This is a genomic window from Sphingobium sp. TomMM7A (assembly GCF_055397305.1).
Genome location: NZ_AP027311.1, coordinates 2,347,032 through 2,371,015, shown reverse-complemented (window position 1 = coordinate 2,371,015; position 23,984 = coordinate 2,347,032). Strand labels below are relative to the sequence as shown.

Below are 23,984 nucleotides of genomic sequence, written 5' to 3'. Positions count from 1 at the left end.
CTTCCGATGATCGCCTCTACCCTCTAGAGGGGCAGGCAACGCACAGGAAAGGATACTCGATGTCTGACGATTTTTTCCCGGTATCCAAGGAATGGGCCGCTTCGGCGCTGCTCGACCGGGATGGGCGTGAGGCAGATTATCAGCGGTCGATCAACGAGCCGGCATCCTACTGGCTGGAGCGCGCAAAGCGCCTGGATTGGCTGACATTCCCCAGCAAAACCGACGAGAGCAGCTTCAACGAAGCGGATTTCGGCGTGAAGTGGTTCGCCGATGGCGTGATTAACGTCAGCGCGAACTGCATCGACCGGCATCTTGCCGAGCGGGGCGATCAGACGGCGATCATCTGGGAACCGGACGCGCCGGATGCCGAGCCCCGCCGCTACACCTATGCTGAGGTCCATGAGCAAGTCTGCCGCTTCGCCAATTTGCTGAAATCTGCGGGCACGAAGAAGGGCGACCGCGTCACCGTCTATCTGCCCATGATCCCGGAGGCGGCATTTGCCTTGCTCGCCTGCGCGCGGATCGGCGCGATCCACTCGGTCGTCTTTGGCGGCTTCTCGCCCGAGGCGCTGGCGGGACGGATCATCGATTGCGATTCCAACATCGTCATAACCGCCGACGAAGGCCGCCGCGCGGGCAGACAAGTCCCGCTCAAGGCCAATGTCGATGCCGCGCTCAAGGATTGCCCGAGCGTCAAAAAGGTCGTGGTGGTGCAGGCGACCGGCAGCGCCATCGCCATGCAGGAAGGCCGCGACCTGTGGCTGCATGAGGAAGCCGCGAAGGTCTCAGCCGACTGCTCGCCCGAGCCGATGAATGCGGAAGACCCGCTGTTCATCCTCTACACCTCGGGTTCGACCGGCAAGCCAAAGGGCGTGCTGCACACGACTGGCGGCTATCTGCTGTGGGCCAGCCTTACCCATGAGCTTTGCTTCGATTATCGCCCAGGTGACATATACTGGTGCGCCGCCGACATCGGTTGGGTCACGGGACACAGCTATATCGTTTATGGCCCGCTGGCGAACGGCGCGACGACGCTGATGTATGAGGGCGTACCCAACTATCCGACGCCCAGCCGCATCTGGGAAGTCGTGGACCGGCATCGGGTTCAGACGATCTTCACCGCGCCCACGGCCCTCCGCGCGTTGATGAAGGAGGGCGATGCCTTCGTCCACTCGACCAGCCGCAAGTCGCTACGTCTGCTCGGCACCGTGGGGGAGCCGATCAACCCCGAGGCGTGGCGCTGGTATCATCATGTCGTGGGCGAGGATCGCTGCCCGATCATCGATACCTGGTGGCAGACCGAGACTGGCGCGGCGATGATCGCGCCGATGCCGGGGGCCACTGACCTGAAGCCGGGTTCGGCAACGCTGCCGATGCCGGGCGTGATCCCGCAGATCGTAGATAGCGAGGGGAAGGTGCAGGAAGGAGCGGCGGAGGGCAATCTGGTCATCGCCGGAAGCTGGCCGGGTCAGATGCGCACCGTCTGGGGCGATCATGAGCGCTTTTTCCAGACCTATTTCACCACATTCCCCGGCAAATATACGACCGGCGACGGCGCGCGCCGCGATGCCGACGGATATTATTGGATCACCGGCCGCGTCGATGATGTGATCAACGTGTCCGGCCACCGCATGGGCACGGCCGAGGTCGAAAGCGCGCTGGTGCTGCACGAAGCGGTCGCCGAAGCGGCTGTGGTTGGCATGCCCCATGACATCAAGGGCCAAGGCATCTACGCCTATGTCACGCTGAACAGCGGCGAGGAGCCGAGCGAGGATCTGCGCAAGACGCTGATCGCCTGGGTCCGCACCGAGATCGGCCCGATCGCCACGCCCGACGTCATCCAGTTCGCGCCCGGCCTGCCCAAGACCCGCTCCGGCAAGATCATGCGCCGCATCCTGCGCAAGATCGCGGAAGGCGAGGTGTCGGCGCAGGCTCTGGGCGACACAAGCACCCTTGCCGATCCTTCGGTGGTGGATAATCTGGTCGCCAACCGTCACGGATAAAGCGCCAAGGATCAGGAGACGCCGGTGGAACGATACAGCCTGGTTGCCCGCACGTTGCATTGGGTCATGGCGATCCTGATACTATTCAATCTGTGGCTGGGACTGGCGCATGACTCCCTGCCGCGCGATTGGCAGGTAATGCCGGTGCATAAATCGGTTGGCCTCACCGTGTTGGCGCTGGCGATCCTTCGGCTGGTCTGGCGTCTGACCCATCGGCAAACGCCTTTGCCTGAGGGTTTGCCCGCCTGGGAAAGGCTGGCCGCGAAGGTTACGCACTACACCTTCTATGCCTTCATGCTGCTGGTGCCCCTCACCGGCTGGATCATGAGCTCGGCGGGGAAATGGCCGCTCAACTGGTTCTTCCTGTTCGATGTACCGAAATTTGCGGTGACGAAGGATGACGCGATCGTTGGCTTTTCCGCAGAAGCGCATGAGATATTCGCCTTCGCCTGGATCGCGCTCCTCGTCCTGCATGTCGCGGCGGCGCTGCGCCATCACTTCATCCTGAAGGATGACGTGATGCGGCGGATGTGGGGGTAAGTTCGTCGTCGTCACCCCAGCGAAAGCTGGGGTCTAAGCGAGACGCCAGCTTTTGCTGGCATGACGGAAAAACTTAGACGAGTTCCCCGATCAGCAGCTTGGGCAGCGCGCCGGATTCGCCGCGTGCCTCCGCCATGAAGCGGTTCTTGAGCATCGGTGTGCGCTGTACGGCGGCGAGGCCGAAGCGGCGGACGGCTGAAGGAATGCGGCCGGGTACATCGAACAGCCGGACGAGACCGTCCATGGCGACGCTGACGGACATCGCGTCCAGCCCGCGCCAACGCTGGTAGCGCGCCATCAGCTGGGCGTCGCCCGGATCAAGGCCGAGGCGCATGCCATCGACAAGGACCTCCACCAGCGCGGCGACGTCGCGGAAGCCGAGGTTCAGGCCCTGCCCGGCAATCGGATGGATCGCGTGCGCACTGTCACCGACCAGCGCCAGCCGAGTGTCGGTGATCCGCGCGGCATGGTGGAAGCCCAGCGGGTAGCTGGAACGCGGCCCGGCCAGCGATATTTCGCCCAGGAAACCGCCCATGCGCTTCTGTGCTTCGGCGAGCCATGCCCGCTCGGACAATTTCAGCATCACCGGCGCCTGCTCGGTCGGCACGGTCCACACGATCGCCGATCGCGTGCCCGGCAACATCGGCAGCAGCGCGAAAGGGCCGCCGGGATAGAAAATCTCGTAGGCCGTGTTGGCGTGCGGCACCTCATGATCGATCGCCGTCACCATGGCAGTATGCTTATATTGCCAGCGCGTGGTGCGGATGCCCGCTGCTTCGCGCGTTGGGCTGTTCCGGCCCTCGGCCGCCACCAGAAGCGCGCCGTGGAGGACTTGTCCACTGGCGAGCGTCAGGCTGACGCCATCGGCATTGCGATCGACATGGATGGCGCGGTCTGGCTGGAAACGCGTGAGGTTTTCCGCTTTCTCCGCTGCCTGAGCCAGGGCGACGCGCAGGTCGCGATTGGGGAACATGATCCCCATGACCCCATCGTCAGCATCGGGCGCGAAGTCGAGCGCACCGGGCTCCAGCCCGTCGCTGACCCAGATGCGGTCGATGGGACAGCCCTTCCCTTCCAGCAATGCGGCCACACCGATCGCGGACAGCATCGCATGGCTGGTCGAGGAAATGGCCGAGACGCGCCCGTCGAAACCGACGGCGCTGGTTTCGACCGGATCAGCAGGATCGATGACGGCGCAGCGCACCCCATGACCGGAAAGCGCGATGCCCAGGGTCAGCCCGACAAGGCCCCCGCCCAAGATGACGACATCAAAACGTTGCATGCAAGCTATCTAGGCGCTTGGCGGCCGATTGGGAAGCGTGACAAACCCCGATCAAAGAGTGCTGAGTCACATTGGTTCGCGCAGAGGCGCAGAGGACGCAGAGGTTTTTTCCCTCTCTGCGATCTCTGCGCCTCTGCGCGAATAATCTATCCACATCCCCCGTTCGGGAGTGAGCGGTTCGCTGCCTTAAAGCTTGCGCACCCAACCAGCAGGGTCCGCCACCGTCCCGCGCTGGATACCGGTCAGCTCGGCGCGCAGGGCTTCGGTCACGATGCCGCCGTCGCCATTGCCGATGGTGAAGTCGCCATCGACGCTCTTCACCGTGCCGATCGCCGTCACGACCGCAGCGGTGCCGCAGGCGAACGCCTCGCGCAGCTTGCCGCTGGCCCCATCGTCGCGCCACTGCGCAAAGCTATAGGGTTCTTCGCGCACCTCATGCCCCTTGGCGCGGGCGAGGGTGATGATGCTGTTGCGAGTGATGCCGGGCAGGATCGTGCCCGACAGCGGCGGGGTGACGATCGACCCGTCATCCATCACGAAGAAGACGTTCATGCCGCCCAGTTCCTCGACCCACTTATGCTCGGCGGCGTCGAGGAAGACGACCTGATCGCAGCCATGCTTCGTCGCTTCGGACTGGGCCACCAGGCTCGCGGCATAATTGCCGCCGCATTTGGCAGCGCCCGTGCCGCCCTTCGCCGCGCGGGTAAAATGTTCCGACACCCAGAGCGTGACGGCCTTCTTGCCGCCCTTGAAATAGGCCCCTGCGGGCGAGGCGATGACGCAGAAGATATATTCCGCAGCGGGCCGCACGCCCAGGAAGCTCTCGCTCGCGAACATGAAGGGGCGCAGATAGAGGCTGCCTTCGCCGGTGGGTATCCACGCGGCGTCGATCTTCACCAGTTCCTCGACAGCCTCCAGGAAAATGTCTTCGGGCAGGACAGGCATCGCCATGCGTTCCGCCGATTCGGCGAAGCGGCGGGCATTTTCTTCCGGGCGGAACATGGCGATGCTGCCATCCTCAAGCCGGTAGGCCTTCATGCCTTCGAAGATTTCCTGCGCATAGTGCAGAACGGCGCAGGCAGGATCGAGTTGGAACGGCTCACGCGGTCCGACGGCATGGCTGTGCCACCCCTGCCCCTCGGTATAGCGGATCGTCACCATATGATCGGTGAACAGGCGGCCAAAGCCGGGGTCCTCCAGCATTACCGCGCGCTGGTCAGCCGCCACAGCCTTGCTGCTCGGGTTGACGGTAAAGCGCGACTTCTGCTGGACGTCCATGATCAATGCTCCTCTAGTAGGACCGGCCGCCTATGTCACAAACGGCTGGCCGAAACAATGGGTCATGATTACTGTCCAATTTGTTCCGGTTTCGAAAGGGCCGCTCGCCACCTGCTGGCATCTTGGCGGCGGGCGGCGGCGCGCTTATGCCCTCAACCATGCACTTCTTTTCGGACAATGCGACCCCGGTCTGCCCGCAAGTAATGGCGGCGATGGCGGCGGCTGATCTGGCTGACCACGGCTATGATGGCGACGCGTGGAGCGCGCGGATGGACGGCGCCTTTTCGGATCTGTTCGGCGCCCCGGTTCGCGCGCTGTGGGTGGCGACCGGCACGGCGGCGAACAGCATCGCGCTTGCCTGCCTCTGCCCGCCCTATGGCGGCATCCTGTGTCATGAAGAATCGCACATCATGGTCGATGAATGTGGCGCCCCGGGCTTTTACACACATGGTGCGAGCCTGATGAGCTTGCCGGGAAATGGCGCGAAGCTCTCGCCTGACACGCTGACCGAACGACTGCAGGGGATACGGCCGGATGTGCATCAAATTCCGGCCCGTGCGATCAGCATCACCCAGGCCAGCGAATATGGCCGCGTCTATACGCCCGCAGAGGTCGTCGCGATCGGGGATGTGGCGCGGAGCCACGGCCTTGGCCTGCACATGGACGGCGCCCGCTTTGCCAATGCCGTGGCGCATCTGGGTTGCCATCCCGGCGACGTGACTTGGCGCGCGGGTGTCGATGTGCTGACATTCGGCTGCGTCAAGAATGGCGGTATGCTAGGGGAAGCGCTGCTCTTCTTCGGGCCAAAGGCGGACGCGCGTGCGGCCGAAGCGGCACGATGGCGCAAGCGCGGCGGGCATTTGCTTTCCAAAGGCCGCTATCTCGCCGCGCAGATATTGGCGATGATGGAGGATGACCTGTGGCTGACCAACGCCCGCGCCGCCAATGCCGCCGCTGCCGCGCTGGCGGGGGCTGTGCCGGATCGACTGCTCCACGCCGTGGAGGCCAATGAGTTATTCATCCGCCTCTCTCCTGCCGAAGCTGCCAGCCTGCGCGCGCAAGGCTTCGATTTTTACGACTGGGGCGAAGGGGCTGCGCGTCTCGCTACCAACTGGGCACAGGATGCTGCGGCGGTCCAGCCACTCGCCGACGCCCTTAAGGCTCTGGGATGAGTGGATCGTCCGAGGCGCGGGGCGGCGTCATCCTGCCCTTCCTGCTCGTCACGCTGATCTGGAGTTCGACCTGGATCGTCATTCGCGATCAGCTGGGCGCGGTACCGCCGAGCTGGTCGGTCTGCTACCGCTTCCTGCTGGGCGCGGCGGGCATGGCGCTGTTCGCGATGATCCGCCGGGTTCCCTTGCGGTTGCCGCCAGCGGGGATGGCCTTTGCGGGCGCATTGGGCGTGGCGCAATTCGTGCTCAACTTCAACTTCGTCTATCGGGCAGAACATTATCTGACCTCCGGCGTCGTCGCGACGGTCTATGCGCTGCTGCTGATCCCCAACAGCGTCCTCGCCTGGATCGCCTTTCGCCAGCCGGTCAGCCGCGCCTTCGTCCTGGGGTCGCTGGTGGCGATTGCGGGGATCATATTGCTGCTGCTGCGCGAATATCGCGCTGCCCCGGTGTCCGCCGAGGCCGTGCTGGTCGGCATTGCACTCAGCATCGCGGGGCTGCTCAGCGCGTCCACGGCGAATGTCATGCAGGGAATGCAGATCGCCCGACGCTTGCCGATGGCGGCGGTGCTCACCTGGGGAATGCTGATCGGCAGCGCGGTCGATGCGGCTTATGCGTCGGCAACCGTGGGGCCGCCGGTCATCGAGTGGCGTGCGGGCTATCTGTTCGGCATAGCTTGGCTAGGCATTGCGGGGTCGGTGGTGACCTTCCCGCTCTATTTCCAGCTTATTCAGCGAGTGGGACCGGGGCGGGCAGCCTATAGCAGCGTGCTTATTCCCGTTATCGCCATGCTGATTTCCACGCTGTTCGAGGATTATCGCTGGTCCACGCTGAGCGCGGTAGGCGCGCTTCTGGCGGTCGCTGGCATGGTCATCGCGTTACGGGCGAAGACAGCGTAGGGCCGTTATTATCACCCCAACCGTTCGGGCTGAGCCTGTCGAAGCCCTTCCCTTCTCTAAGAACGAGTAGAACCCTTCGACAGGCTCAGGGTGAATGGGAATGGGAGGAAGCGAGGAAGCGATGCTTGCTTCCCGATCGACGCCTTAACGGCGAACCCCCGGCTCATAATGACGCTTCGCCGCATTTACCCGGTCGATCAGGCTGGCGAGCGATTGCGGCGCGGGATTGGCGGTTTCGGGCATCGCCAGGCGGCTCATACGCTGGCTGAGTGCGGCGAAATTGCGGTCGATCCGTTCCATGGCGAGAAGTCCTTGGCGTAAGCTGTGGGACCATCCATGGGGCGTTTTGGTTAACGCCGCGTAAGCGATGCGGTGACCTGAGTCATCCCGCCCCGGCGAGGCAGGCGGCAAGGCCTTCGTGATAGGTGGGATAGCGCGGCGCCCAGCCCAGGAGCCGCTTGGCCCGGCCGTTCGCCACCCGCCGATTTTCCGCATAGAAGGATAGCGCCATGGGCGACAGATGGGCCTCGTCCAGCGTCAGCAGCGGCGGAAGCGGTGCGCCCAGCATGGCGCAGGCCGTCTCGATCAAGCGGTTCTGCGCGCAGGGCAGGTCGTCGGCCAGATTATAGGTGCCCGGCGGCCCGTCGAAGGAGGCGATGATGCCGTTCACGATGTCATCGACATGGGCGCGGCTGAAAATCTGATCGGGCAGGTCGATCCGGTGCGCCTTGCCCTCGCGTACACGCTCGATCGCGGAACGGCCGGGGCCGTAGATGCCTGGCAGGCGGAAACAGCGCATGTCCTCGCGAAGCCCGCGCCAGTCGCTGTCCGCTTGCACTCGCGCCGCGCGGCGGCCCGAGCCGATGGGGCTCGCTTCGTCCACCCAGGCCCCCGCAGCATCGCCGTAAACGCCGGTCGAGGACAGATAGCCGCTCCATAGGGCCGGGGCGGCAGCGATCGACGCGCCATAGCGGGTGAGCACAGGGTCGGCCTCGCCTTCCGGAGGGACGGAAGAGAGGATGTGGGTCGCTTTGGCGATGCTGACGCGCACGGCATCGTCGTCATCGAAGGCGAGTGAATCGGCATCGGCAGCCCGGCGAACGCCTGTCACGTCCCACCCCTCGCCGCGCAGTCGGGCGGCAAGGCGGGAGGCGGTGTAGCCCATGCCAAGGATCAGCATGTGGGGAATAAGCGACGCTCCGTTCGTTTCGAGCGAGTCGAGAAACTTTCAGGACAGCCCTACCCGGTTCTCGACTTCGCTCGAACCGAACGGGGACCACTGCTAGACCGTGAAGCTTTCGCCGCAGCCGCAGCTGCCCTTGGCATTGGGATTGTTGAAGACGAACCCTGCGGTGAAGTCATCCTCCACCCAGTCCATCGTCGATCCCACCAGATAGAGGACCGACGCGCCGTCAATGTAGAAGGTGCCGCCCGGCGTTTCGATCTTCTCGTCGAACTTCGCTTCCTCGGTCACATAGTCCACCGAATAGGCAAGGCCCGAGCAGCCGCGGCGTGGCGTGGACAGCTTGACGCCGATCGCTCCCTCGGGCGCCTGGCGCATCAGGTCGGCGATGCGCGCTTCCGCGTTGGGCGTCAGGATGACAGCGGCGGGCCGGGCACGGGTCTTGGTGGTCGTCTCGGTCATTCTTCGTTCTCCTCCCCTCCCGCTGGCGGGAGGGTCAGGGTTCCGCGCGAAGCTCGCTGCGCTCGCGCCACCCCTTGGTCCCCTCCCACCTGCGGGAGGGGAGATGGTTAGAGCATCCCTAGTTCGAGCTTGGCCTCGTCGCTCATCTTCTGCGGGTCCCATGGCGGATCCCAGACCAGATTGACCTGCGCATCGCCCACGCCCGGCACCGCGCCGACGCGCAGTTCGACTTCACCCGGCATGGATTCGGCCACCGGGCAATGCGGCGTGGTGAGCGTCATCGTGACGACGACATGGCTGTCCTCGGTGACGTCGACGCCATAGATCAGGCCGAGGTCATAGATGTTCACCGGGATTTCCGGGTCGTAAATTTCCTTCAGCGCATCGATGACGCCGTCATAAAGGCTGCCGCCCGGCTCACCCACAGGCGTTTGCGCGGGCTTCTGTGCAAGGAAGCCGTCCAGATAGTCGCGCTGGCGCGGCGCGGCATCCGCTGCCGCCTCCTCCACGCGCGCTTTGGGCGGTGCGTTCACGGCGTCCACCTCTTCCACCAGAATCTGCCGTTCCCCGGAATTTGCCTCAGTCATTGGCGAAGATCTTCCTCACTCGCTCTATGCCCTTGACGAGGGCATAGACATCGCCCTCATCGCTATAAATGCCGAAACTGGCCCGGGCCGTCGCTTCGACGCCCAGATGGCGCATCAGCGGCTGGGCGCAATGATGCCCGGCGCGGATCGCAACACCCGTTTCGTCCAATATGGTGCCGACATCGTGCGGATGCACCCCCTCGACTTCGAAGGAGAGGATGCCCGCGCTGTCCTCCGGGCCAAAAACGCGCACGCTGTTCAAGCTCTCCAGCGCGGCCCGCGCCTTGGCCACCAGCATGCATTCATGGGCATGGATCGCGTCCAGCCCGATCGCCTGCACATAGTCGATCGCGGCGGACAGGCCGACGACGCCAATGATGTGCGGCGTCCCCGCCTCGAACCGGGTCGGTGCAGGGGCGTAGGTGGTCTTTTCGAACGTCACCTTGTCGATCATCGACCCGCCACCCTGATAGGGCGGCATGGCGTCGAGCAATTCCTTGCGGCCCCACAGCACGCCAATGCCGGTCGGGCCGTAAAGCTTGTGCGCGGAAAAGACGTAGAAATCGCAATCGAGCGCCTGCACATCCACGGCAAGGCGGGGCACGGCCTGGCAACCGTCGACCAATATCTTCGCGCCTACGCCATGCGCGATGTCGGCGGCGCGGCGAACATCAAGCACGCTGCCCAGCACGTTAGATACATGGGCAAGCGCGACCAGCTTGTGTGCAGGCGTGATCATCGCCTGCATGGCCTCGAGGTCGATCTTCCCGTCGGCAGTCAGCGGCACGACATCGATCTGCGCGCCAACCTTCTCAGCCACGATCTGGCAAGGCACGATGTTGCTGTGATGCTCGAGCATCGACAGCAGGATGCGGTCGCCTGCCTTTAGCTGCGTTCCGGCCCAGCTGTGCGCGACGAGGTTGATGCCCTCAGTCGCGCCACGGACGTAGACGATCTCGCTATCGGATGCCGCGCCGATGAACTGGGCAACCTTGCGGCGGGCGGCTTCATAGGCGAGCGTCATGTTGGCGGAGCGCTCATAGACGCCGCGATGAACCGTCGCATAGTCCGGGCCATAGGCGCGCGCGATGGCGTCGATGACGGCGTTGGGCTTCTGCGCGGTGGCGGCGCTGTCCAGATAGTGCCAGCTGCCGACACCGGGGAAGTCATCCCGCAACCGCAAAATGCCGTTCGGCTGTTGGGTCTGATCGATCATACCAGCGTCTCCAGCTTGGCGAGCGCGGCGGCTTCAAGGCTGTCTTTGACCGCCTCATCGGCCACGTCGTCGAACACGCCAGCGACGAAGGCTTTCAGCAGCAGCGTCTTGGCAGTGGCCGGGTCCATGCCCCGGCTCGCCATGTAGAACAGCGCTTGGCGGTCCAGTTCACCCACGGTCGCGCCATGGGCGCATTTCACGTCGTCGGCGTAGATTTCCAGTTCCGGCTTGGCATTGGCCGTGGCGGTGCGGTCGAGCAGCATCGCCTTCACCGACTGGAAAGCATCGGTCCGCTGCGCATTGCGCGCGACGTTGATAGAGCCGAGATAACTGCCCGTTGCGCGTTGGCCGAGGATCGATCGGATCGTCTGCCCGCTGGTCGCGTCCGGCTCGGCATGGGTGACTTTGGTGATGATCTCCAGCACCTGATCCCCGCCGCCGATGATCGCACCGTTCAGTTCGAAATGGCTCCCCTTGCCCAGCGTCACCTCGAAGGTCACGCGGCCCAGCTTGCCGCCGATGTTCAGCACATGAAAATCGCACCGCGCGCCGTCGGCGATGGTGATGACATAATCATGCACCGCCGCCGCGCCCTCGCTTGCGTCCTGCAGCAGATGGTGGCGAGAGGTTTGTCCGGTCGCGACATCGATTCGCGTCGGTGCGGGCGTCGGCCAGATCGAGGCGACAGCTTCCAGATCGCTGTAGCGCCATTCTTCCGCCTTGCGCGTGGGAAGGGTGAGCGTCGTCACGCCGCAACCACCTCCGCATAGCCTTCGCGCTCCAGTTCCAGCGCGAGTTCGGGGCCGCCTGACTTCACGATCCGTCCGCCAGCCAGAACATGGACATAGTCCGGCTTCACATAATCGAGCAGGCGCTGATAGTGGGTGATCAGCAGCACCGCCTTGTCGGGCTTGCGCATGATGGCGTTGATGCCCGCGCCCACGATCTTCAGTGCGTCGATGTCGAGGCCAGAGTCCGTTTCGTCCAAGATCGCCAGCTTGGGATCGAGGATGCCCATCTGCACCATTTCCGCGCGCTTTTTCTCGCCGCCGGAAAAGCCGACATTCACCGGACGCTTCAGCATCTCCATGTCGAGGCCGAGCAGCGCTGCCTTTTCCTTGGCGAGCTTGATGAACTCGCCGCCGTTCAGTTCCTTCTCTCCGCGCGCGCGGCGCTGCGAATTGAGGCTCTCGCGCAGGAATTGGAGGTTGGACACGCCGGGGATTTCGACCGGGTACTGGAAGCCCAGGAACAGGCCAGCAGCGGCGCGCTCATGCGGGTCCATGCTGAACAAGTTCACACCGTCCAGAGACGCCGTGCCGCCGGTGACTTCATAGTTCGGACGGCCGCCGAGCGTGTAGGCCAGCGTCGACTTGCCCGCGCCGTTCGGCCCCATGATCGCATGGATTTCCCCCGCCTTGATGGAAAGCGAGAGGCCCTTCAAGATCGCCTTGCCGTCGATTTCGTTGGTCAGATTCTCAATCGTCAGCATTTGTTATCCCTTGTGCGCGCGCTGAAGCGTCCGCGCGGTCCAGAAGGCCATGTCGCGCACATCGCCCGGCGCGGGGAAAAGCGTGTCGATATGGCGCTTGATCGGCATATAGGGCCACCAGTCGGCGCTAGGCTCGGGCGAACCCTTTTCCAAAAGGCCGGTCACGAACTCTGTCACCGGACCCATGCGGGCGAGGTTGGGCGCCTTTGCCTTGTGGAAAGCCTTGTCGGTCCTCAGCTTCTCGGTGAAGGCGACGTCGCCTTTCTCCAGCGCGGCGCGGCATTCGGCCTGATAGGCGTCGAGATCGCCGAAATCCTTGGCGGCGCGGGCCTGAAGCTCGCCCTCTTCCAGCTCATAATCCTCGGTCAGGATGCGGATCGCGGCGGTCCATGACTGGCCATTGGTCACATCCTCCGCGAAATCGGCGAGAGCATCCTGGATATCGTCTTCGTCGCTCAAGAGTGGGCTTCCTCTGAAAGCCCCTTCCCTTCAGGGGAGGGGTTGGGGTGGGGGCTGTGCCAGCGATCCGGCGCGCCGTCCAAGATGGCCAGCAACCGTTCGCACACGCCTTCAATATTTGTCATCACGTCATGGTTTGAGAAGCGCACGACTTGATAGCCGAGTTGGGACCGAGAGAGTTTCGCCCAAAGACGCTTTTCAGGCTCTGTCGGCTCACGACGCAGCTCGCGGGCGAAGCCATCCAACTGAGCGAGATGCCCAGCCGACAGCCCCCACCCCCGGCCCCTCCCCTGAAGGGGAGGGGAGTTCAGGCGGCGTGCTTCATCGCTGACGCTCAAGCCCCTCCCCTTCCGGGGAGGGGTTGGGGTGGGGTTGTGCCTCAACCGACCGAACCCTCCAACGAAATCCCCAACAGCTTCTGCGCCTCGACGGCGAACTCCATCGGCAGCTGTTGCAGCACCTCTTTAGCGAAGCCGTTCACGATCAACGAGACGGCGCTTTCCTGATCCAGTCCGCGCTGCATTGCGTAGAAGAGCTGGTCGTCGCTGATCTTGCTGGTCGTCGCCTCATGCTCGATCTGCGCCGAGGGGTTGCGCACCTCGATATAGGGCACGGTATGCGCGCCGCACTGGTCGCCCAGCAGCAGGCTGTCGCACTGGGTGAAGTTGCGCACGCCCTCCGCGCCCGGCGCCACGCGCACCAGACCGCGATAGGTGTTGTTCGAGCGGCCCGCGCTGATGCCCTTCGACACGATGGTCGATCGCGACCCCTTGCCATTGTGGATCATCTTGGTCCCGGTGTCGGCCTGCTGCATATTGTTGGTCAACGCCACCGAGTAGAATTCGCCGACGCTATTCTCGCCGTTCAGCACGCAGCTGGGATATTTCCAGGTGATGGCGGAGCCGGTTTCGACCTGCGTCCAGCTGACCTTGCTGTTGCGGCCCTGACAGAGCGCCCGCTTGGTCACGAAATTATAGATGCCACCCTTGCCATTCTCGTCGCCCGGATACCAGTTCTGCACGGTCGAATATTTGATCTCCGCATCGTCCAGCGCAACAAGTTCGACGACGGCGGCGTGCAGCTGATTCTCGTCGCGCATCGGCGCGGTGCAGCCTTCGAGATAGGAGACATAGCTCCCCTCGTCCGCGACGATCAGCGTGCGCTCGAACTGCCCCGTATTCTCCGCATTGATGCGGAAATAGGTGGAAAGCTCCATCGGGCAGCGCACGCCCTTGGGGATGTAGACGAAGGTGCCGTCGGAAAAGACCGCGCAATTGAGCGTGGAGAAATAATTGTCGTGCATCGGCACGACCTTCCCCAGCCACTTCTTCACGAGGTCGGGATATTCGCGCACCGCTTCGCTGATCGAACGGAAGATGACGCCCGCTTCCTCCAGCTCCTTGCGGAAGGTGGTGGCGACCGACACGGAATCGAACACCGCGTCGACCGCGACCTTCCGGCTACCCTTCACCCCCGCCAGCATCTCCTGCTCGGCGATGGGGATGCCCAGCTTCTGATAGGTGGCGAGGATTTCGGGATCGACCTGATCCAGCGAGTCCAGCTCTGCCTTCTTTTTCGGCTCGGCGTAATAATAGGCGTCCTGATAGTCGATCGGCGGAATGTTGAGCTTGGCCCAGTCCGGCGACTCCATCTTCTGCCACATGGCGAAGGCTTTCAGCCGCCAGTCCAGCAGCCATTCCGGCTCCTTCTTCTTGGCGGAGATGAAGCGGACGGTATCCTCATTCAGGCCCTTGGGCGCGAAGTCCTGTTCGATGGCGGATGACCAGCCATGTTCGTAGGCAGAGGCGCGCTCGGCGGCCTCATGCGCTTCCAGATTGCGAACAGTGGTCGTCTCTTCGGTCATGCCATTTCTCGTGTCAGGCCAATTCTCGGGTCAAACTGGCGATCGTCACCCCGGCCAAGGCGGATCGTATCGCATTGTTCGCGACATTCATGTGCGGGCGTACGCGGCAGCCATGTTCCAGCGTGCAATCATGGGCGCCCTGTTCGGCGCAGGCGGTCATGGCGATTGGCCCTTCCACCGCTTCCACGACATCCACCAAGGTGATCGCCGCCGCAGGTCGCGCGAGCCGCACGCCGCCGCCCGTTCCGCGACTTGATTCCAGCAGCCCCGCAGCCGAGAGACGGCTCACCAGCTTTTGCGCGGTGGGCAGCGGGATGCCGGTTTCGCTGGCAAGCGTGGTCGCATTCATCTTCGCCGCTCCGCAATGGCGCGCAGCGGCGGACATCAGCACCACGGCATAATCTGCGAAACTCGAAAGTCTCATCGTTGGCCAAGCGTCCCGGTTGCGAACCATTCTCAAATCGGATCGAATCAATCCGATTGCGCATGTGGTCGCGCGGGCGCGTGGAATCAAGCCATTTCTATGAGTCCGCTCGTCTCAGCTGAAACGGTTCAGCACCGCCACGTCCGCACCCAGCGAGCGCCGCAGCAGGGTAAGCTGTGCCACGGCCGTCGGTTCGGTCTGCAACTGGTGCGGGGTCAAGCCGATGAAATGCTTGATCTCGCGGATGAAGTGCGACTGGTCGTAGAAGCGGCCATCCTCGCATAATTCCTGCCAGCTATGCTGGTCCAGCGCGATGCGTGCACTGCATCGCAGCGCCCGATATTTCCGCGCCAGCAGCTTGGGCGGGCAGCCATAATAGCGATTGGTCAGCCGGGCGAGTTGGCGCGGTGACAACCCCGTTCGCTCCACCAGCGCTTCAATTCGGGGCGATCCTTCCCCCATCAGCCATGCGTCTATTGATTCCAGCAATTGCCAGGTCGAAATGGGCAAGGGTTTCACCAATTGTCCCAGAACAGACCAGCAATGGGCAGCTATGGCCTCCGGGTCACGCATGGTCGCCAGGCTGGCCCGAAGCGCGGCCATCGCTCCCTTTTTCTCAGGGGCCATGTCCCGTACACGATCGGCAAGCGCGTTGGCGTCGCCACCGTCCAGGCTGACCCACCCGGCCGGGAGCAACGACACGCCCACGACGCAGGCGGGTCCATCCAGTTCAAACCGGGTCGCGCCGAGGGTCGGGCCTAACAGGCATATATCCGGTGTGGCCTCCACCGTTCCATCATGGAAATGGTAGCTTCCTGTCCCTTGCACCATGAACCGCAACTGGGGAACGTCGGCACGTGTCACATCCAGATAGCGGTCAGCGCTTTCGGTGAAGAGGTAAACCGACCCGAAATAGGCCCGCAGATGTTCGGGCGGCGCGAAATAGCTTAATCGAACCGGACCTTGAGCCGCTTCCACCATATAGGAAAGCGACGGGTCTCCGTCCTTTTCCCTGCCATTTGGCACCCCCCCGGATGCACTGTCGCGATGCGGCCCCATATTCACCCCACCAGCGCACTATGATGCTTCTTCGCGCCCGCGCAAGAGCGATACTGAGGAAACCACCGATTTTTCCGAACGGCTTCGAAAAAAATGGCCCGGCGGTTTTACCCGCCGGGCCAGTAAAAGGTCTCGTCAGCCAAAGATGGCCAAGAGCCTTCGGGTCGCAGCACTTTCATAAGTCCGAATCGGACTCGGTTGATTGGATGGATCGGACATCTCGTGGGTTGAATCAGGACTAAAATGAATGATTTCGCAGCAGAATTTATTGTTGCGGGCCACCTGTTGCCCCTTTGCCACAGCGACTCGACGCCGGCCTGCCGCAATGGCATAGGCGCCCCATGTCCTATCGCCTTGTCAGCCCGCTTTTCTTCGCGCTCGATGCAGAACGCGCGCATCATTTTTCGGTCATGCTGCTCCGCTTGATGCCCGTTTCCCCTCCACCCGCACCGGACGCCGCGCTGGCCCAGACGGTGGCGGGCATCCGCTTTCCTAATCCAGTCGGACTGGCTGCCGGCTATGACAAGGAAGGGCTGGTCGCGCACAAGATGCATGCGCTGGGCTTTGGGTTCACCGAACTCGGAACGCTCACCCCGATGCCGCAGGCGGGTAATCCCAAGCCTAGACTGTTCCGCCTGGTCGAGGATCGCGCCGTCATCAACCGCATGGGTTTCAACAATGGCGGCCTGGCGGCGGCGGCCGAGCGCGTCGCCAAGCGCCGCCGTCCTGCTGGCGATGGGCCTGCACCGATCGTCGGCATCAATATCGGCGCGAACAAGGACGCTACCGACCGCATCGCCGATTATGTCACCGGCGTGACCTGCATGGCGCCGCTTGCCGATTATCTGACGGTCAACATCTCATCCCCCAACACGCCGGGACTGCGCGCCTTGCAGGACAGGGCAGCGCTGGACCAGTTGCTGGGCGCCGTCATGGCCGCGCGTGGCATGAACGGGGGCCGGGACGGAGGTCACCTGCCGCCCGTCTTCCTGAAGGTCGCGCCCGATCTGGAGCCTGCCGATGTCGAGGATATCGCCGCCGCTTGCCTGGACCATGGGGTGGACGCATTGATCGTGTCCAACACCACGATTTCGCGGCCCCCGCTCCGGTCGGTCCATGCCAATGAAAGCGGGGGATTGTCAGGCGCGCCGCTCACCGATCTGTCGCTTCAGCGGCTGTGTGACTTCCGCCGGATATTGGGCGCGCGCCTGCCCTTGATCGGCGTTGGCGGCATCGGCAATGCGGAACAGGCCTATGCCCGGCTCCGCGCGGGGGCGAGCCTGATTCAGCTGTACAGCGCGCTTGTTTATGAAGGGCCGTATCTCGCCCGGCGCATCAATGCGGGGTTGAAAAAGCTGATGGCGCGGGATGGCTTCACGCATATCAGTGAGGTCATCGGCATCGACAGCTGATCTCGATGGTTGATCTCGGGGACTTGCGGCGGCCCGGCCGGACGATAGGGTGCGGGGCATGACGCCTCGCCTCACTGGCCTGCTGGCCCCTGTAACCCTCGCCTTCCTATATGCCGCCCCTGTCACGGCGCGCGAGCCTGTCTCACTCAATGCCACGGTTTCCGCCGCCGATCCGCGCGCGGCGGCGGCGGGGCAGGAGATGCTTCGCCAGGGCGGCAGCGCGACCGACGCCGCGATCGCCATGATGCTCGCCCTTAACGTAGTCGAACCGCATAATAGCGGCATCGGCGGCGGCGGCTTCCTGATGCATCATGATGGCGAAACGGGGGTGCTGGAGTCGATCGACGGGCGCGAAACCGCACCGGCAGCGGCCCGGCCCGACCGTTTCATCGGTGCGGACGGTCAGCCACTCGCCTTCAGGTCGGCCTGGCCCGGCGGCTATTCCGTAGGCGTGCCCGGCAACCTCCGGCTCGCCTGGGAAGCCCATCTCAAATGGGGTAAGCTTCCGTGGGCGGCGTTGTTTGCGCCTGCGATCCGCCTGGCCGAAGATGGCTTTGAGGTCCGTCAGAGGCTCGACACCGCGATGAAGGCGGTCGCCCCCATCTGGGCCGACTTTCCCGAGATTCAGAAGTTCTTCTGGATAGATGGCGCGCCCGCGCCTGTTGGCACGATGCTCAAAAACCCTCCGCTCGCTGCCCTGTTTCGGCGCATCGCCGCGGAAGGGCCAGACGCTTTTTACAAGGGCGAGACCGCACGGGCGATCGCCAGCACAGTTACCAATGCGCCCAAAAATCCCGTGCCGATGACGGAGGCCGATATCGCCTCCTATCAGGTGAAGGCGCGCAAGCCCGTCTGCGGCCCGTATCGCGGCTACAGCATCTGCGGCATGGGTCCGGTTTCGTCCGGCGGGATCACCGTTCTGCAAATCCTGGGGATGGTCGAACGCTTCCCACTGGCCCAATGGGGGAAGGATGATCCCCGTTCCTGGCATGTCATCGGTGAAGCCATGCGCCTCGCCTATGCCGATCGCGACACATGGCTGGGCGATCCCGAATTCGTGTCCGTGCCGATCGCGGGGCTAATCGACCCGGCCTATCTCAAGAAGCGATCAGCGCTCATCGCGCTGGGCCGCACCCTCAACGACTATCGTCCGGGCAGCCCGCCGGGTGCGGAGGCCCGGACTGCGGCGCTGCCCCAGCCGGAAAGCGGCACCAGCCATTTCGTGGCGATCGACCGGGATGGCGATATCGCGGCCTGGACCTCCACCATCGAAAGCTTCTTCGGCAGTCAGCTGATCGCCGATGGCGTCATCTTAAACAATGAACTGACCGATTTCAGCTTCACGCCCGAAAAGAACGGCGCGCCTGTCGCCAACCGGGTGGAGCCGGGCAAGCGGCCGCTGTCCTCCATGTCACCGACGATCGTCTATGACGGGAAAGGAACGCCGGTCTTCACCGTCGGCGCGGCGGGCGGGCGGACGATTATCATGCAGGTAATAAAGGCGCTGATCGCCCATTTCGACTGGGGCTTGTCCGCGCAGGATGCCATCGCGCTGGGCTTGGAGTTCTTCGACGCCAACGGCCTTGTGCTGGAGCAGGGGACGCCGCTCGAAGCGATGAAGGCGCCGCTCGAAGCCTGGGGCCACAAGGTCACGATCGCTCCGATGGGGTTGAAAGCAAATGCGGCGGAGCGCGCGCCCGACGGGCACTGGCGGGGCGCGGCCGATCCTAGAAGCCCCGGGGTTTCGCTTCAGGAATAACCGTCCACCTACCTCCCGTCATCCCAGCGAAAGCTGGGATCTCAGGCCTATGAGCGCACCCGCACGAGATCCCAGCTTTCGCTGGGATGACGACTGTTCACGACGGCGGCCCTCACCCCTTCAAATCCAATCCCGCGACCTTAAACTCAAACGGAAATGCCTTATCCTTCGGGCCAACCACGAGGTTAACCTTCAACAGCTTCGTTTCCTTGATCGCCTCATCGGCCTTCGCGGCCGGTAGCACCTCTATCCCGTCCTTATTTTCCGTCATCCGCCCGCGCCAATCATGGCTCTTGCCATCATCGGTCACCGCCGTGACGCGACAGTCGGACAGGTCGCAACTAAAGGGCGCACCGACCAGCTTCACGGTAACGTCCGTACCGCCTTCCGGCATCGGCTGCACCAGCAGCACCGAAAATGTATCCTCGGCCGTCATCGTCTGCACGCTGTTCGCGCTGCCGATATAAGCAACCTTGGGCTTGCCGCCGTCGCCACCCTCATATTTCCACGTCTGGCCGATCTGCTCGCGCTGGGTCGGCCCTTCCTTTTCGCTGCCAGAACAGCCCGCCAGCAGGCTGATCGCCGCCAGCGCCAATAGGCTCCGCATCGCGCATCTCCTCAACTTCCGTTTCGCTCACGCAAGGAGAACGCCCGGACGTCCGCAGGTTTCCCGCCTAGCTGTAGCGCTCCGCAGTTTGCCGGATAAGCGCAATCATGTTGGGGATGCCCTGTGTCCGGTTGGAGCTGAGCTGATTCTTGAGGTCGAACGGCGCCAGCGCGCCTTCAATGTCCGCCGCGCCAATCTCGGCGGGCATCTGGTCCTGCACGGTCAGCAGGACGAGCGCGATAATCCCCTTGGTGATCGCCGCATTGCTGTCCGCCAGGAAATGCAGCCGCCCATCGTCGCGCACCGTCGGATAAACCCAGACTGCCGCCGAACAGCCCCGCACCAACGTGGCGTCGGTCTTGAGCGCGTCGGGCATCGCCTCCAGCGCGCGCCCAAGGTCGATCAGCAGCCGGTAACGGTCATCCGCGTCCAGAAATTCATATTCTTCCTGAAGATCGGCAAGGGCAGGCACATCGGTCATATCCCGCATATAGGCAGAAAAGCTGCCCGCGAAAGCCGCTTTCCTTACAGATCGACGCCCGCCGCGATCGCTTCCAGCTTGCGGATACGTTCCTTGAGGTCGGCGACCTCGATGCGCGCGCTGGCCGAAGGCGGCACAGCGTCAACGTCCGGCCGCGCCAGCTCCGCACGCTTCAGTGCCAGCCAGCCGTTCCAGCCGCGCAAAGTGGCCGCCGCGACGATCAACAGTGCGATAATGCAGCTCGCCGCGATGGTCAGCGTAAAAGCCAGCTCCTGCATGCCGTCCTCCGAACGCCTTGCTCAACGCAGGCTGTCGATCTCGTCCGCCAGCCTCGTGTTGCGGCTGGTGTAGAATGTCTCGATATCCGCCAGACGCCGGTCGATGTCGCGAAACTTCGATCGCACGTCCCGTGCCGACCGCGCCGGATTGGTCCGCACGCCTTGCCAAAATTTCTCGTCATCCCGGTCGGCATAAAGGCCCAGCGGCTTGTTCTCGGCGAAATAAGCAGCGGCGAAATAGGCGATCAGCGACCAGGGAAAGGCGCCCATCAGCGTCACCAGCACCGCGCCGACGCGGACCCACGTCACGTCGATGCCCGCATAGTCGGCGATGCCTGAGCACACGCCCATCCATTTGCCATTCTGCTTGTCGAGGTAGAATTTCGTACGGCGCGCAGCCATGTCAGTTCCTCCTGCCGATATTCTGGCCGTCGAGATCATAAGCGTCGTCGAGCGCGGAGCGCGACGGACGAAAATCGGGATTGTCGGCGGCGACGATCCGCTCGACCGTCTGCAGCCGGTCTTCCAACCGCCGCGCGAGCAGGTGCATTTCGTCCAGCAACCGCTCATCCTCATCGGTGATCTTGGGCGCCTGCTTCCACTTGGTCGTATAGTGCAGGATCAGCCAGGGCATGCCGATGAACAGCATGCCGCAGATCATGATCGGTAAAAACACATCCTCCATGCGTCACGCTCCCCTGTTCAAGCTGTCCTGTTCATGCTGGCTTTCATCGCGGCGAGTTCGGCATCGACCTTCTCGGTCGACTGCAACTCGGCAATTTCCTCCTCCAGAGTCTTCTGACCCTGGCCGAGATTCAGCGCATCCGCACGCCCTTCGGCCATGTCGACCCGGCGCTCCAATATGTCGAAGCGGGCGAAGGCCTCATTCACCTTTTCCCCGGCATAGGCTTCGCGCATGCGCGCACGATTTTGCGCGCTTTCCATCCGCGTGACCAGACTGTTCTGCCGGGTCCGCGCCTCGCGCAGCTTCCCTTGCAGCTTGGCGATGTCCTCCTCCGAAGCCTTCAGTGCCTCGTCCAGCACCTCGATCTCATGGGAAAGCTTCTCCGCCATGTCGGCCGCCTTCTGCTTTTCCACCAGCGCCGCCTTGGCCAGGTCCTCGCGATCCTTGCTCAGCGCCAGCTGCGCCTTCTCGGTCCAGCTGTCCTGCAAGCCTTGCAGCTTGCCGATATGGCGGCGCATCTCCTTCTGATCAGCAATGGTCCGCGCGGCGGACGCACGCACTTCGACCAGCGTTTCCTCCATTTCCAGGATGATCATGCGGATCATCTTCGCGGGGTCTTCGGCCCGGTCGAGCAGGTCTGTGACATTGGCGGCAATGATGTCGCGCGTGCGAGAAAAGATACCCATCGGAACTGCAATCCTTCGTTCAGCGGCTTTGCCCGCCTTCTTTGCAGGAGCCGTGCCAATTCGTGAAAAGCCGGAATTTCCTGCGTTGACTCCCTCCAGCTCCAATTAATCTTGCCAATAAGTGGTGATTTTCACCATAATATGGTCATGGAACGAAACAGCCAGTTCATCGGCCAGTCGCTGCCTTTCCTTGACGCAGTCGAGCAGGCAGGACGCGCCGCCGAACTCGATCGCCCGATCCTGGTTGTTGGCGAGCGTGGCACGGGCAAGGAACTGGTCGCCGAGCGACTCCATCGCCTCTCCCCGCGCTGGGGCGAGCCGCTCATCGTCATGAACTGCGCCGCGCTTCCCGAAACGCTGATCGAGGCCGAACTGTTCGGCCATGAACAGGGCGCCTTCACCGGCGCCACCCGCGCCCGCGCCGGCCGGTTCGAGGAAGCTGATGGCGGCACGCTCTTTCTCGATGAACTGGCGACACTCTCGATGGCCGCGCAGGAACGGCTGCTGCGCGTCATCGAATATGGCGAAGTCACCCGCATCGGCGCATCCCGGCCAATGACGGTTGACGTCCGCATCATCGCGGCCACCAACGAAGACCTGCCCCTGCTGGCCGAAACGGGCCGCTTCCGTGCGGACCTGCTAGACCGGCTCAGTTTCGAAGTCATCACCCTGCCGCCACTGCGCGCCCGCGAGGGAGATGTGGTCGTGCTCGCCGATCATTTCGGCCGCCGCATGGCCGCCGAACTGGGACGGTCCGAATGGCGTGGTTTCACGCCTGACTGCCTCGCCGCACTGGAAGCGCATGGCTGGCCCGGCAATGTCCGCGAACTGCGCAATGTCGTGGAGCGGGCCGTCTATCGCTGGGAAGATCCCTCGGCCCCCGTCGGCCGGATCATCTTCGACCCCTTCGCCTCGCCCTGGAAGCCGCAAACGCCGCCGCTCAACGCCAGTGCAGAGGAACCCAAGCCCGCCCCCGCAACCGGCTTCACCGACGTCCGCGACCTGCGGGCCGCCGTGGACGCGCATGAAGCCGCGATCGTGCAGGCAGTGCTGGAACGCCACCGCTACAATCAACGCGCGACCGCCAAGGCTCTTGGCCTAAGTTATGACCAGCTGCGCCATTGTTTGAGGAAACATGGCTTGGGTGCTGAGCGCCCGCTCTAGCTACTACCGTTCGGGCTGAGCCTTTGAAGCCCTTTTGCTTCTTCTTGCGCCGCGCTCAAGGGAAGTGAAGGGCTTCGACAGGCTCAGCCCGAACGGACGGGTGATAAGTTAGCGGGTCGGGACAGGCTCTGGCCCCGAATAGTCATAAAAGCCCTTGCCGGTCTTGCGCCCCAGCCAGCCAGCCTCGACATACTTCACCAGCAACGGCGCGGGGCGATATTTGGAATCACCAGTCGTCGACCGCAGCACGTTCAGAATCTCAAGGCAGGTATCGAGCCCAACAAAATCCGCCAGCGTCAGCGGACCCATGGGATGGTTCAGCCCCAGCCGCACGCCCGTGTCGATGTCGCGAATGTTGGAAACCCCTTCGCCCAACGCAAAGATGGATTCGTTGATCATCGGCAGCAGGATGCGATTGACGACGAAACCGGGGGAATCGAACGCCTGCACGACGTGCTTGCCCAGCCGCTTGGTATAGGCTTCGATCGTCGCGACCGTCTCGTCGGACGTCGCCAGCCCGCGGATCAACTCGATCAGCGCCATGACCTGTACGGGGTTGAAGAAGTGGATGCCCACGAACAGCGCCGGATCGGGCACCACCTGCGCCAAACGAGTGATGGGGATGGACGACGTATTGGTCGCCAGGATCGTGCCGGGCGTGATCACCGCGCTCACATTGGTGAAGATGCTGCGCTTGATCTCTTCCCGCTCGGTCGCGGCTTCGATCACCAACTGAGCCTCGGCCAGCGGAGCCAGGTCACCGCTCGGCCGGATGCGGGCAAAGGCGGCTTCGGAATCTTCCTGGCTCAACTTGCCCTTTTCGACCGCGCGAGCAAGCTGCTTTGAAATGCCCTGAAGCCCCTTTTGCGCGCGCGCCAGATCGACGTCGCACAGGATCACATCATAGCCAGCCTGCGCGCTGACCTGCGCGATCCCCGCGCCCATCTGACCAGCGCCGATGACGCCCACGGTCTGAATGTCGGTCATGCTAA

General features: G+C 63.4%; 28 protein-coding genes. 7 read left to right on the top strand and 21 right to left on the bottom strand.

All coding sequences use genetic code 11. The features are described from left to right. Positions 1-59: 59 nt before the first annotated feature. A complete protein-coding gene (gene acs / locus ACZ5ZH_RS11835; RefSeq protein WP_464771632.1) occupies positions 60-2,003 on the top strand; it encodes an acetate--CoA ligase in 1,944 nt (647 codons plus the stop codon). A gap of 24 nt (positions 2,004-2,027) precedes the next feature. Further along, entirely contained in the window at positions 2,028-2,543 is a 516-nt protein-coding gene (locus ACZ5ZH_RS11830) for a cytochrome b (RefSeq protein ID WP_449470716.1), read from the top strand. 73 nt (positions 2,544-2,616) lie between these two features. Here ACZ5ZH_RS11830 and ACZ5ZH_RS11825 read toward each other — a convergent pair whose 3' ends face one another. Together ACZ5ZH_RS11825 and ACZ5ZH_RS11820 are read right to left on the bottom strand one after the other, a co-directional pair. Beyond that, positions 2,617-3,825: an FAD-dependent monooxygenase gene (locus ACZ5ZH_RS11825; protein WP_464771631.1), complete on the bottom strand. Its 1,209-nt coding sequence runs from the start codon at positions 3,823-3,825 to the stop codon at positions 2,617-2,619. Positions 3,826-4,011: 186 nt separating this feature from the next. Then, on the bottom strand, positions 4,012-5,103 hold the full coding sequence (locus ACZ5ZH_RS11820) for a branched-chain amino acid aminotransferase (protein WP_464771630.1): 1,092 nt from the start codon (positions 5,101-5,103) through the stop codon (positions 4,012-4,014). A gap of 158 nt (positions 5,104-5,261) precedes the next feature. Here ACZ5ZH_RS11820 and ACZ5ZH_RS11815 point away from each other — a divergent pair, with 158 nt between their 5' ends. Together ACZ5ZH_RS11815 and ACZ5ZH_RS11810 are read left to right on the top strand one after the other, a co-directional pair. Continuing rightward, entirely contained in the window at positions 5,262-6,275 is a 1,014-nt protein-coding gene (locus tag ACZ5ZH_RS11815) for a threonine aldolase family protein (protein ID WP_464772648.1), read from the top strand. Beyond that, on the top strand, positions 6,272-7,174 hold the full coding sequence (locus ACZ5ZH_RS11810) for a DMT family transporter (RefSeq protein WP_464771629.1): 903 nt from the start codon (positions 6,272-6,274) through the stop codon (positions 7,172-7,174). Before ACZ5ZH_RS11815 ends, ACZ5ZH_RS11810 begins: the two co-directional genes overlap by 4 nt. Positions 7,175-7,318: 144 nt before the next feature. Here the strand turns inward: ACZ5ZH_RS11810 and ACZ5ZH_RS11805 are convergent, their stop codons facing one another. The 12 genes from ACZ5ZH_RS11805 to ACZ5ZH_RS11750 form a co-directional block, all read right to left on the bottom strand. Next, entirely contained in the window at positions 7,319-7,474 is a 156-nt protein-coding gene (locus ACZ5ZH_RS11805) for a hypothetical protein (protein WP_464771628.1), read from the bottom strand. 82 nt (positions 7,475-7,556) lie between these two features. After that, on the bottom strand, positions 7,557-8,363 hold the full coding sequence (locus ACZ5ZH_RS11800; RefSeq protein ID WP_464772647.1) for a Rossmann-fold NAD(P)-binding domain-containing protein: 807 nt from the start codon (positions 8,361-8,363) through the stop codon (positions 7,557-7,559). 93 nt (positions 8,364-8,456) lie between these two features. After that, positions 8,457-8,819, bottom strand: coding sequence for a HesB/IscA family protein (locus tag ACZ5ZH_RS11795; protein WP_196225027.1), 363 nt, complete (start codon positions 8,817-8,819; stop codon positions 8,457-8,459). A gap of 107 nt (positions 8,820-8,926) precedes the next feature. Next, complete coding sequence (locus ACZ5ZH_RS11790) at positions 8,927-9,406, bottom strand: SUF system Fe-S cluster assembly protein (RefSeq protein WP_464771627.1); 480 nt, start codon at positions 9,404-9,406, stop codon at positions 8,927-8,929. Then, positions 9,399-10,622 (bottom strand): cysteine desulfurase, encoded by a 1,224-nt coding sequence (locus ACZ5ZH_RS11785; RefSeq protein WP_464771626.1) that lies wholly within the window; start codon positions 10,620-10,622, stop codon positions 9,399-9,401. Before ACZ5ZH_RS11785 ends, ACZ5ZH_RS11790 begins: the two co-directional genes overlap by 8 nt. Then, positions 10,619-11,371 carry a SufD family Fe-S cluster assembly protein gene (locus ACZ5ZH_RS11780; protein WP_464771625.1) on the bottom strand — a complete coding sequence of 251 codons (753 nt, stop codon included), beginning with the start codon at positions 11,369-11,371 and terminating at the stop codon, positions 10,619-10,621. The genes ACZ5ZH_RS11785 and ACZ5ZH_RS11780 overlap by 4 nt, the downstream gene beginning before the upstream one ends. After that, complete coding sequence (sufC, locus tag ACZ5ZH_RS11775) at positions 11,368-12,114, bottom strand: Fe-S cluster assembly ATPase SufC (RefSeq protein ID WP_196225023.1); 747 nt, start codon at positions 12,112-12,114, stop codon at positions 11,368-11,370. Before sufC ends, ACZ5ZH_RS11780 begins: the two co-directional genes overlap by 4 nt. Positions 12,115-12,117: 3 nt before the next feature. Then, positions 12,118-12,573 (bottom strand): hypothetical protein, encoded by a 456-nt coding sequence (locus ACZ5ZH_RS11770; RefSeq protein ID WP_460987131.1) that lies wholly within the window; start codon positions 12,571-12,573, stop codon positions 12,118-12,120. Next, entirely contained in the window at positions 12,570-12,701 is a 132-nt protein-coding gene (locus ACZ5ZH_RS11765) for a hypothetical protein (protein WP_464772646.1), read from the bottom strand. Before ACZ5ZH_RS11765 ends, ACZ5ZH_RS11770 begins: the two co-directional genes overlap by 4 nt. A gap of 251 nt (positions 12,702-12,952) precedes the next feature. After that, a complete protein-coding gene (gene sufB / locus ACZ5ZH_RS11760) occupies positions 12,953-14,437 on the bottom strand; it encodes a Fe-S cluster assembly protein SufB (protein ID WP_464771624.1) in 1,485 nt (494 codons plus the stop codon). 13 nt (positions 14,438-14,450) lie between these two features. Further along, positions 14,451-14,861: an RrF2 family transcriptional regulator gene (locus ACZ5ZH_RS11755; protein ID WP_449470695.1), complete on the bottom strand. Its 411-nt coding sequence runs from the start codon at positions 14,859-14,861 to the stop codon at positions 14,451-14,453. 114 nt (positions 14,862-14,975) lie between these two features. Next, a complete protein-coding gene (locus tag ACZ5ZH_RS11750) occupies positions 14,976-15,920 on the bottom strand; it encodes a helix-turn-helix domain-containing protein (RefSeq protein ID WP_449470693.1) in 945 nt (314 codons plus the stop codon). 341 nt (positions 15,921-16,261) lie between these two features. On the opposite strand from ACZ5ZH_RS11750, the gene ACZ5ZH_RS11745 reads away from it, so the two are divergent. Beyond that, positions 16,262-17,332 carry a quinone-dependent dihydroorotate dehydrogenase gene (locus ACZ5ZH_RS11745; protein ID WP_464771623.1) on the top strand — a complete coding sequence of 357 codons (1,071 nt, stop codon included), beginning with the start codon at positions 16,262-16,264 and terminating at the stop codon, positions 17,330-17,332. A gap of 58 nt (positions 17,333-17,390) precedes the next feature. After that, complete coding sequence (gene ggt, locus ACZ5ZH_RS11740) at positions 17,391-19,091, top strand: gamma-glutamyltransferase (RefSeq protein WP_464771622.1); 1,701 nt, start codon at positions 17,391-17,393, stop codon at positions 19,089-19,091. A 112-nt stretch (positions 19,092-19,203) separates the two neighbouring features. On the opposite strand, the gene ACZ5ZH_RS11735 is transcribed toward ggt, so the two are convergent. From ACZ5ZH_RS11735 to pspA, 6 genes are all read right to left on the bottom strand, one after another. Beyond that, a complete protein-coding gene (locus ACZ5ZH_RS11735) occupies positions 19,204-19,698 on the bottom strand; it encodes a hypothetical protein (RefSeq protein ID WP_449470689.1) in 495 nt (164 codons plus the stop codon). Between the two features lie 67 nt (positions 19,699-19,765). Continuing rightward, complete coding sequence (locus ACZ5ZH_RS11730; RefSeq protein WP_464771621.1) at positions 19,766-20,188, bottom strand: SufE family protein; 423 nt, start codon at positions 20,186-20,188, stop codon at positions 19,766-19,768. Positions 20,189-20,223: 35 nt separating this feature from the next. Continuing rightward, positions 20,224-20,457, bottom strand: coding sequence for a hypothetical protein (locus ACZ5ZH_RS11725; protein WP_449470687.1), 234 nt, complete (start codon positions 20,455-20,457; stop codon positions 20,224-20,226). A 21-nt stretch (positions 20,458-20,478) separates the two neighbouring features. Next, on the bottom strand, positions 20,479-20,859 hold the full coding sequence (pspC, locus tag ACZ5ZH_RS11720) for an envelope stress response membrane protein PspC (RefSeq protein ID WP_449470685.1): 381 nt from the start codon (positions 20,857-20,859) through the stop codon (positions 20,479-20,481). 1 nt (position 20,860) lies between these two features. After that, positions 20,861-21,142, bottom strand: coding sequence for an envelope stress response membrane protein PspB (gene pspB / locus ACZ5ZH_RS11715; RefSeq protein ID WP_464771620.1), 282 nt, complete (start codon positions 21,140-21,142; stop codon positions 20,861-20,863). 17 nt (positions 21,143-21,159) lie between these two features. Continuing rightward, positions 21,160-21,828, bottom strand: coding sequence for a phage shock protein PspA (gene pspA / locus ACZ5ZH_RS11710; RefSeq protein WP_460987124.1), 669 nt, complete (start codon positions 21,826-21,828; stop codon positions 21,160-21,162). A gap of 147 nt (positions 21,829-21,975) precedes the next feature. Here pspA and pspF point away from each other — a divergent pair, with 147 nt between their 5' ends. Next, positions 21,976-22,992, top strand: a complete 1,017-nt coding sequence (gene pspF, locus ACZ5ZH_RS11705) for a phage shock protein operon transcriptional activator (protein WP_464771619.1) — start codon at positions 21,976-21,978, stop codon at positions 22,990-22,992. Between the two features lie 108 nt (positions 22,993-23,100). Here pspF and ACZ5ZH_RS11700 read toward each other — a convergent pair whose 3' ends face one another. Further along, positions 23,101-23,979, bottom strand: a complete 879-nt coding sequence (locus ACZ5ZH_RS11700) for a 3-hydroxybutyryl-CoA dehydrogenase (RefSeq protein ID WP_464771618.1) — start codon at positions 23,977-23,979, stop codon at positions 23,101-23,103. Positions 23,980-23,984: the final 5 nt, after the last annotated feature.

Excerpts from the sequence above, each read along its gene's own strand:
- acs (WP_464771632.1), top strand. The coding sequence starts at position 60 with ATGTCTGACGATTTTTTCCCGGTATCCAAGGAATGGGCCGCTTCGGCG.
- ACZ5ZH_RS11825 (WP_464771631.1), bottom strand. The coding sequence starts at position 3,825 with ATGCAACGTTTTGATGTCGTCATCTTGGGCGGGGGCCTTGTCGGGCTG.
- ACZ5ZH_RS11820 (WP_464771630.1), bottom strand. The coding sequence starts at position 5,103 with ATGGACGTCCAGCAGAAGTCGCGCTTTACCGTCAACCCGAGCAGCAAG.
- ACZ5ZH_RS11815 (WP_464772648.1), top strand. The coding sequence starts at position 5,262 with ATGCACTTCTTTTCGGACAATGCGACCCCGGTCTGCCCGCAAGTAATG.
- ACZ5ZH_RS11810 (WP_464771629.1), top strand. The coding sequence starts at position 6,272 with ATGAGTGGATCGTCCGAGGCGCGGGGCGGCGTCATCCTGCCCTTCCTG.
- ACZ5ZH_RS11805 (WP_464771628.1), bottom strand. The coding sequence starts at position 7,474 with ATGGAACGGATCGACCGCAATTTCGCCGCACTCAGCCAGCGTATGAGC.
- ACZ5ZH_RS11795 (WP_196225027.1), bottom strand. The coding sequence starts at position 8,819 with ATGACCGAGACGACCACCAAGACCCGTGCCCGGCCCGCCGCTGTCATC.
- ACZ5ZH_RS11790 (WP_464771627.1), bottom strand. The coding sequence starts at position 9,406 with ATGACTGAGGCAAATTCCGGGGAACGGCAGATTCTGGTGGAAGAGGTG.
- ACZ5ZH_RS11785 (WP_464771626.1), bottom strand. The coding sequence starts at position 10,622 with ATGATCGATCAGACCCAACAGCCGAACGGCATTTTGCGGTTGCGGGAT.
- sufC (WP_196225023.1), bottom strand. The coding sequence starts at position 12,114 with ATGCTGACGATTGAGAATCTGACCAACGAAATCGACGGCAAGGCGATC.
- sufB (WP_464771624.1), bottom strand. The coding sequence starts at position 14,437 with ATGACCGAAGAGACGACCACTGTTCGCAATCTGGAAGCGCATGAGGCC.
- ACZ5ZH_RS11755 (WP_449470695.1), bottom strand. The coding sequence starts at position 14,861 with ATGAGACTTTCGAGTTTCGCAGATTATGCCGTGGTGCTGATGTCCGCC.
- ACZ5ZH_RS11750 (WP_449470693.1), bottom strand. The coding sequence starts at position 15,920 with ATGGGGCCGCATCGCGACAGTGCATCCGGGGGGGTGCCAAATGGCAGG.
- ACZ5ZH_RS11745 (WP_464771623.1), top strand. The coding sequence starts at position 16,262 with ATGTCCTATCGCCTTGTCAGCCCGCTTTTCTTCGCGCTCGATGCAGAA.
- ggt (WP_464771622.1), top strand. The coding sequence starts at position 17,391 with ATGACGCCTCGCCTCACTGGCCTGCTGGCCCCTGTAACCCTCGCCTTC.
- ACZ5ZH_RS11735 (WP_449470689.1), bottom strand. The coding sequence starts at position 19,698 with ATGCGGAGCCTATTGGCGCTGGCGGCGATCAGCCTGCTGGCGGGCTGT.
- ACZ5ZH_RS11730 (WP_464771621.1), bottom strand. The coding sequence starts at position 20,188 with ATGCGGGATATGACCGATGTGCCTGCCCTTGCCGATCTTCAGGAAGAA.
- ACZ5ZH_RS11725 (WP_449470687.1), bottom strand. The coding sequence starts at position 20,457 with ATGCAGGAGCTGGCTTTTACGCTGACCATCGCGGCGAGCTGCATTATC.
- pspC (WP_449470685.1), bottom strand. The coding sequence starts at position 20,859 with ATGGCTGCGCGCCGTACGAAATTCTACCTCGACAAGCAGAATGGCAAA.
- pspB (WP_464771620.1), bottom strand. The coding sequence starts at position 21,142 with ATGGAGGATGTGTTTTTACCGATCATGATCTGCGGCATGCTGTTCATC.
- pspA (WP_460987124.1), bottom strand. The coding sequence starts at position 21,828 with ATGGGTATCTTTTCTCGCACGCGCGACATCATTGCCGCCAATGTCACA.
- pspF (WP_464771619.1), top strand. The coding sequence starts at position 21,976 with ATGGAACGAAACAGCCAGTTCATCGGCCAGTCGCTGCCTTTCCTTGAC.
- ACZ5ZH_RS11700 (WP_464771618.1), bottom strand. The coding sequence starts at position 23,979 with ATGACCGACATTCAGACCGTGGGCGTCATCGGCGCTGGTCAGATGGGC.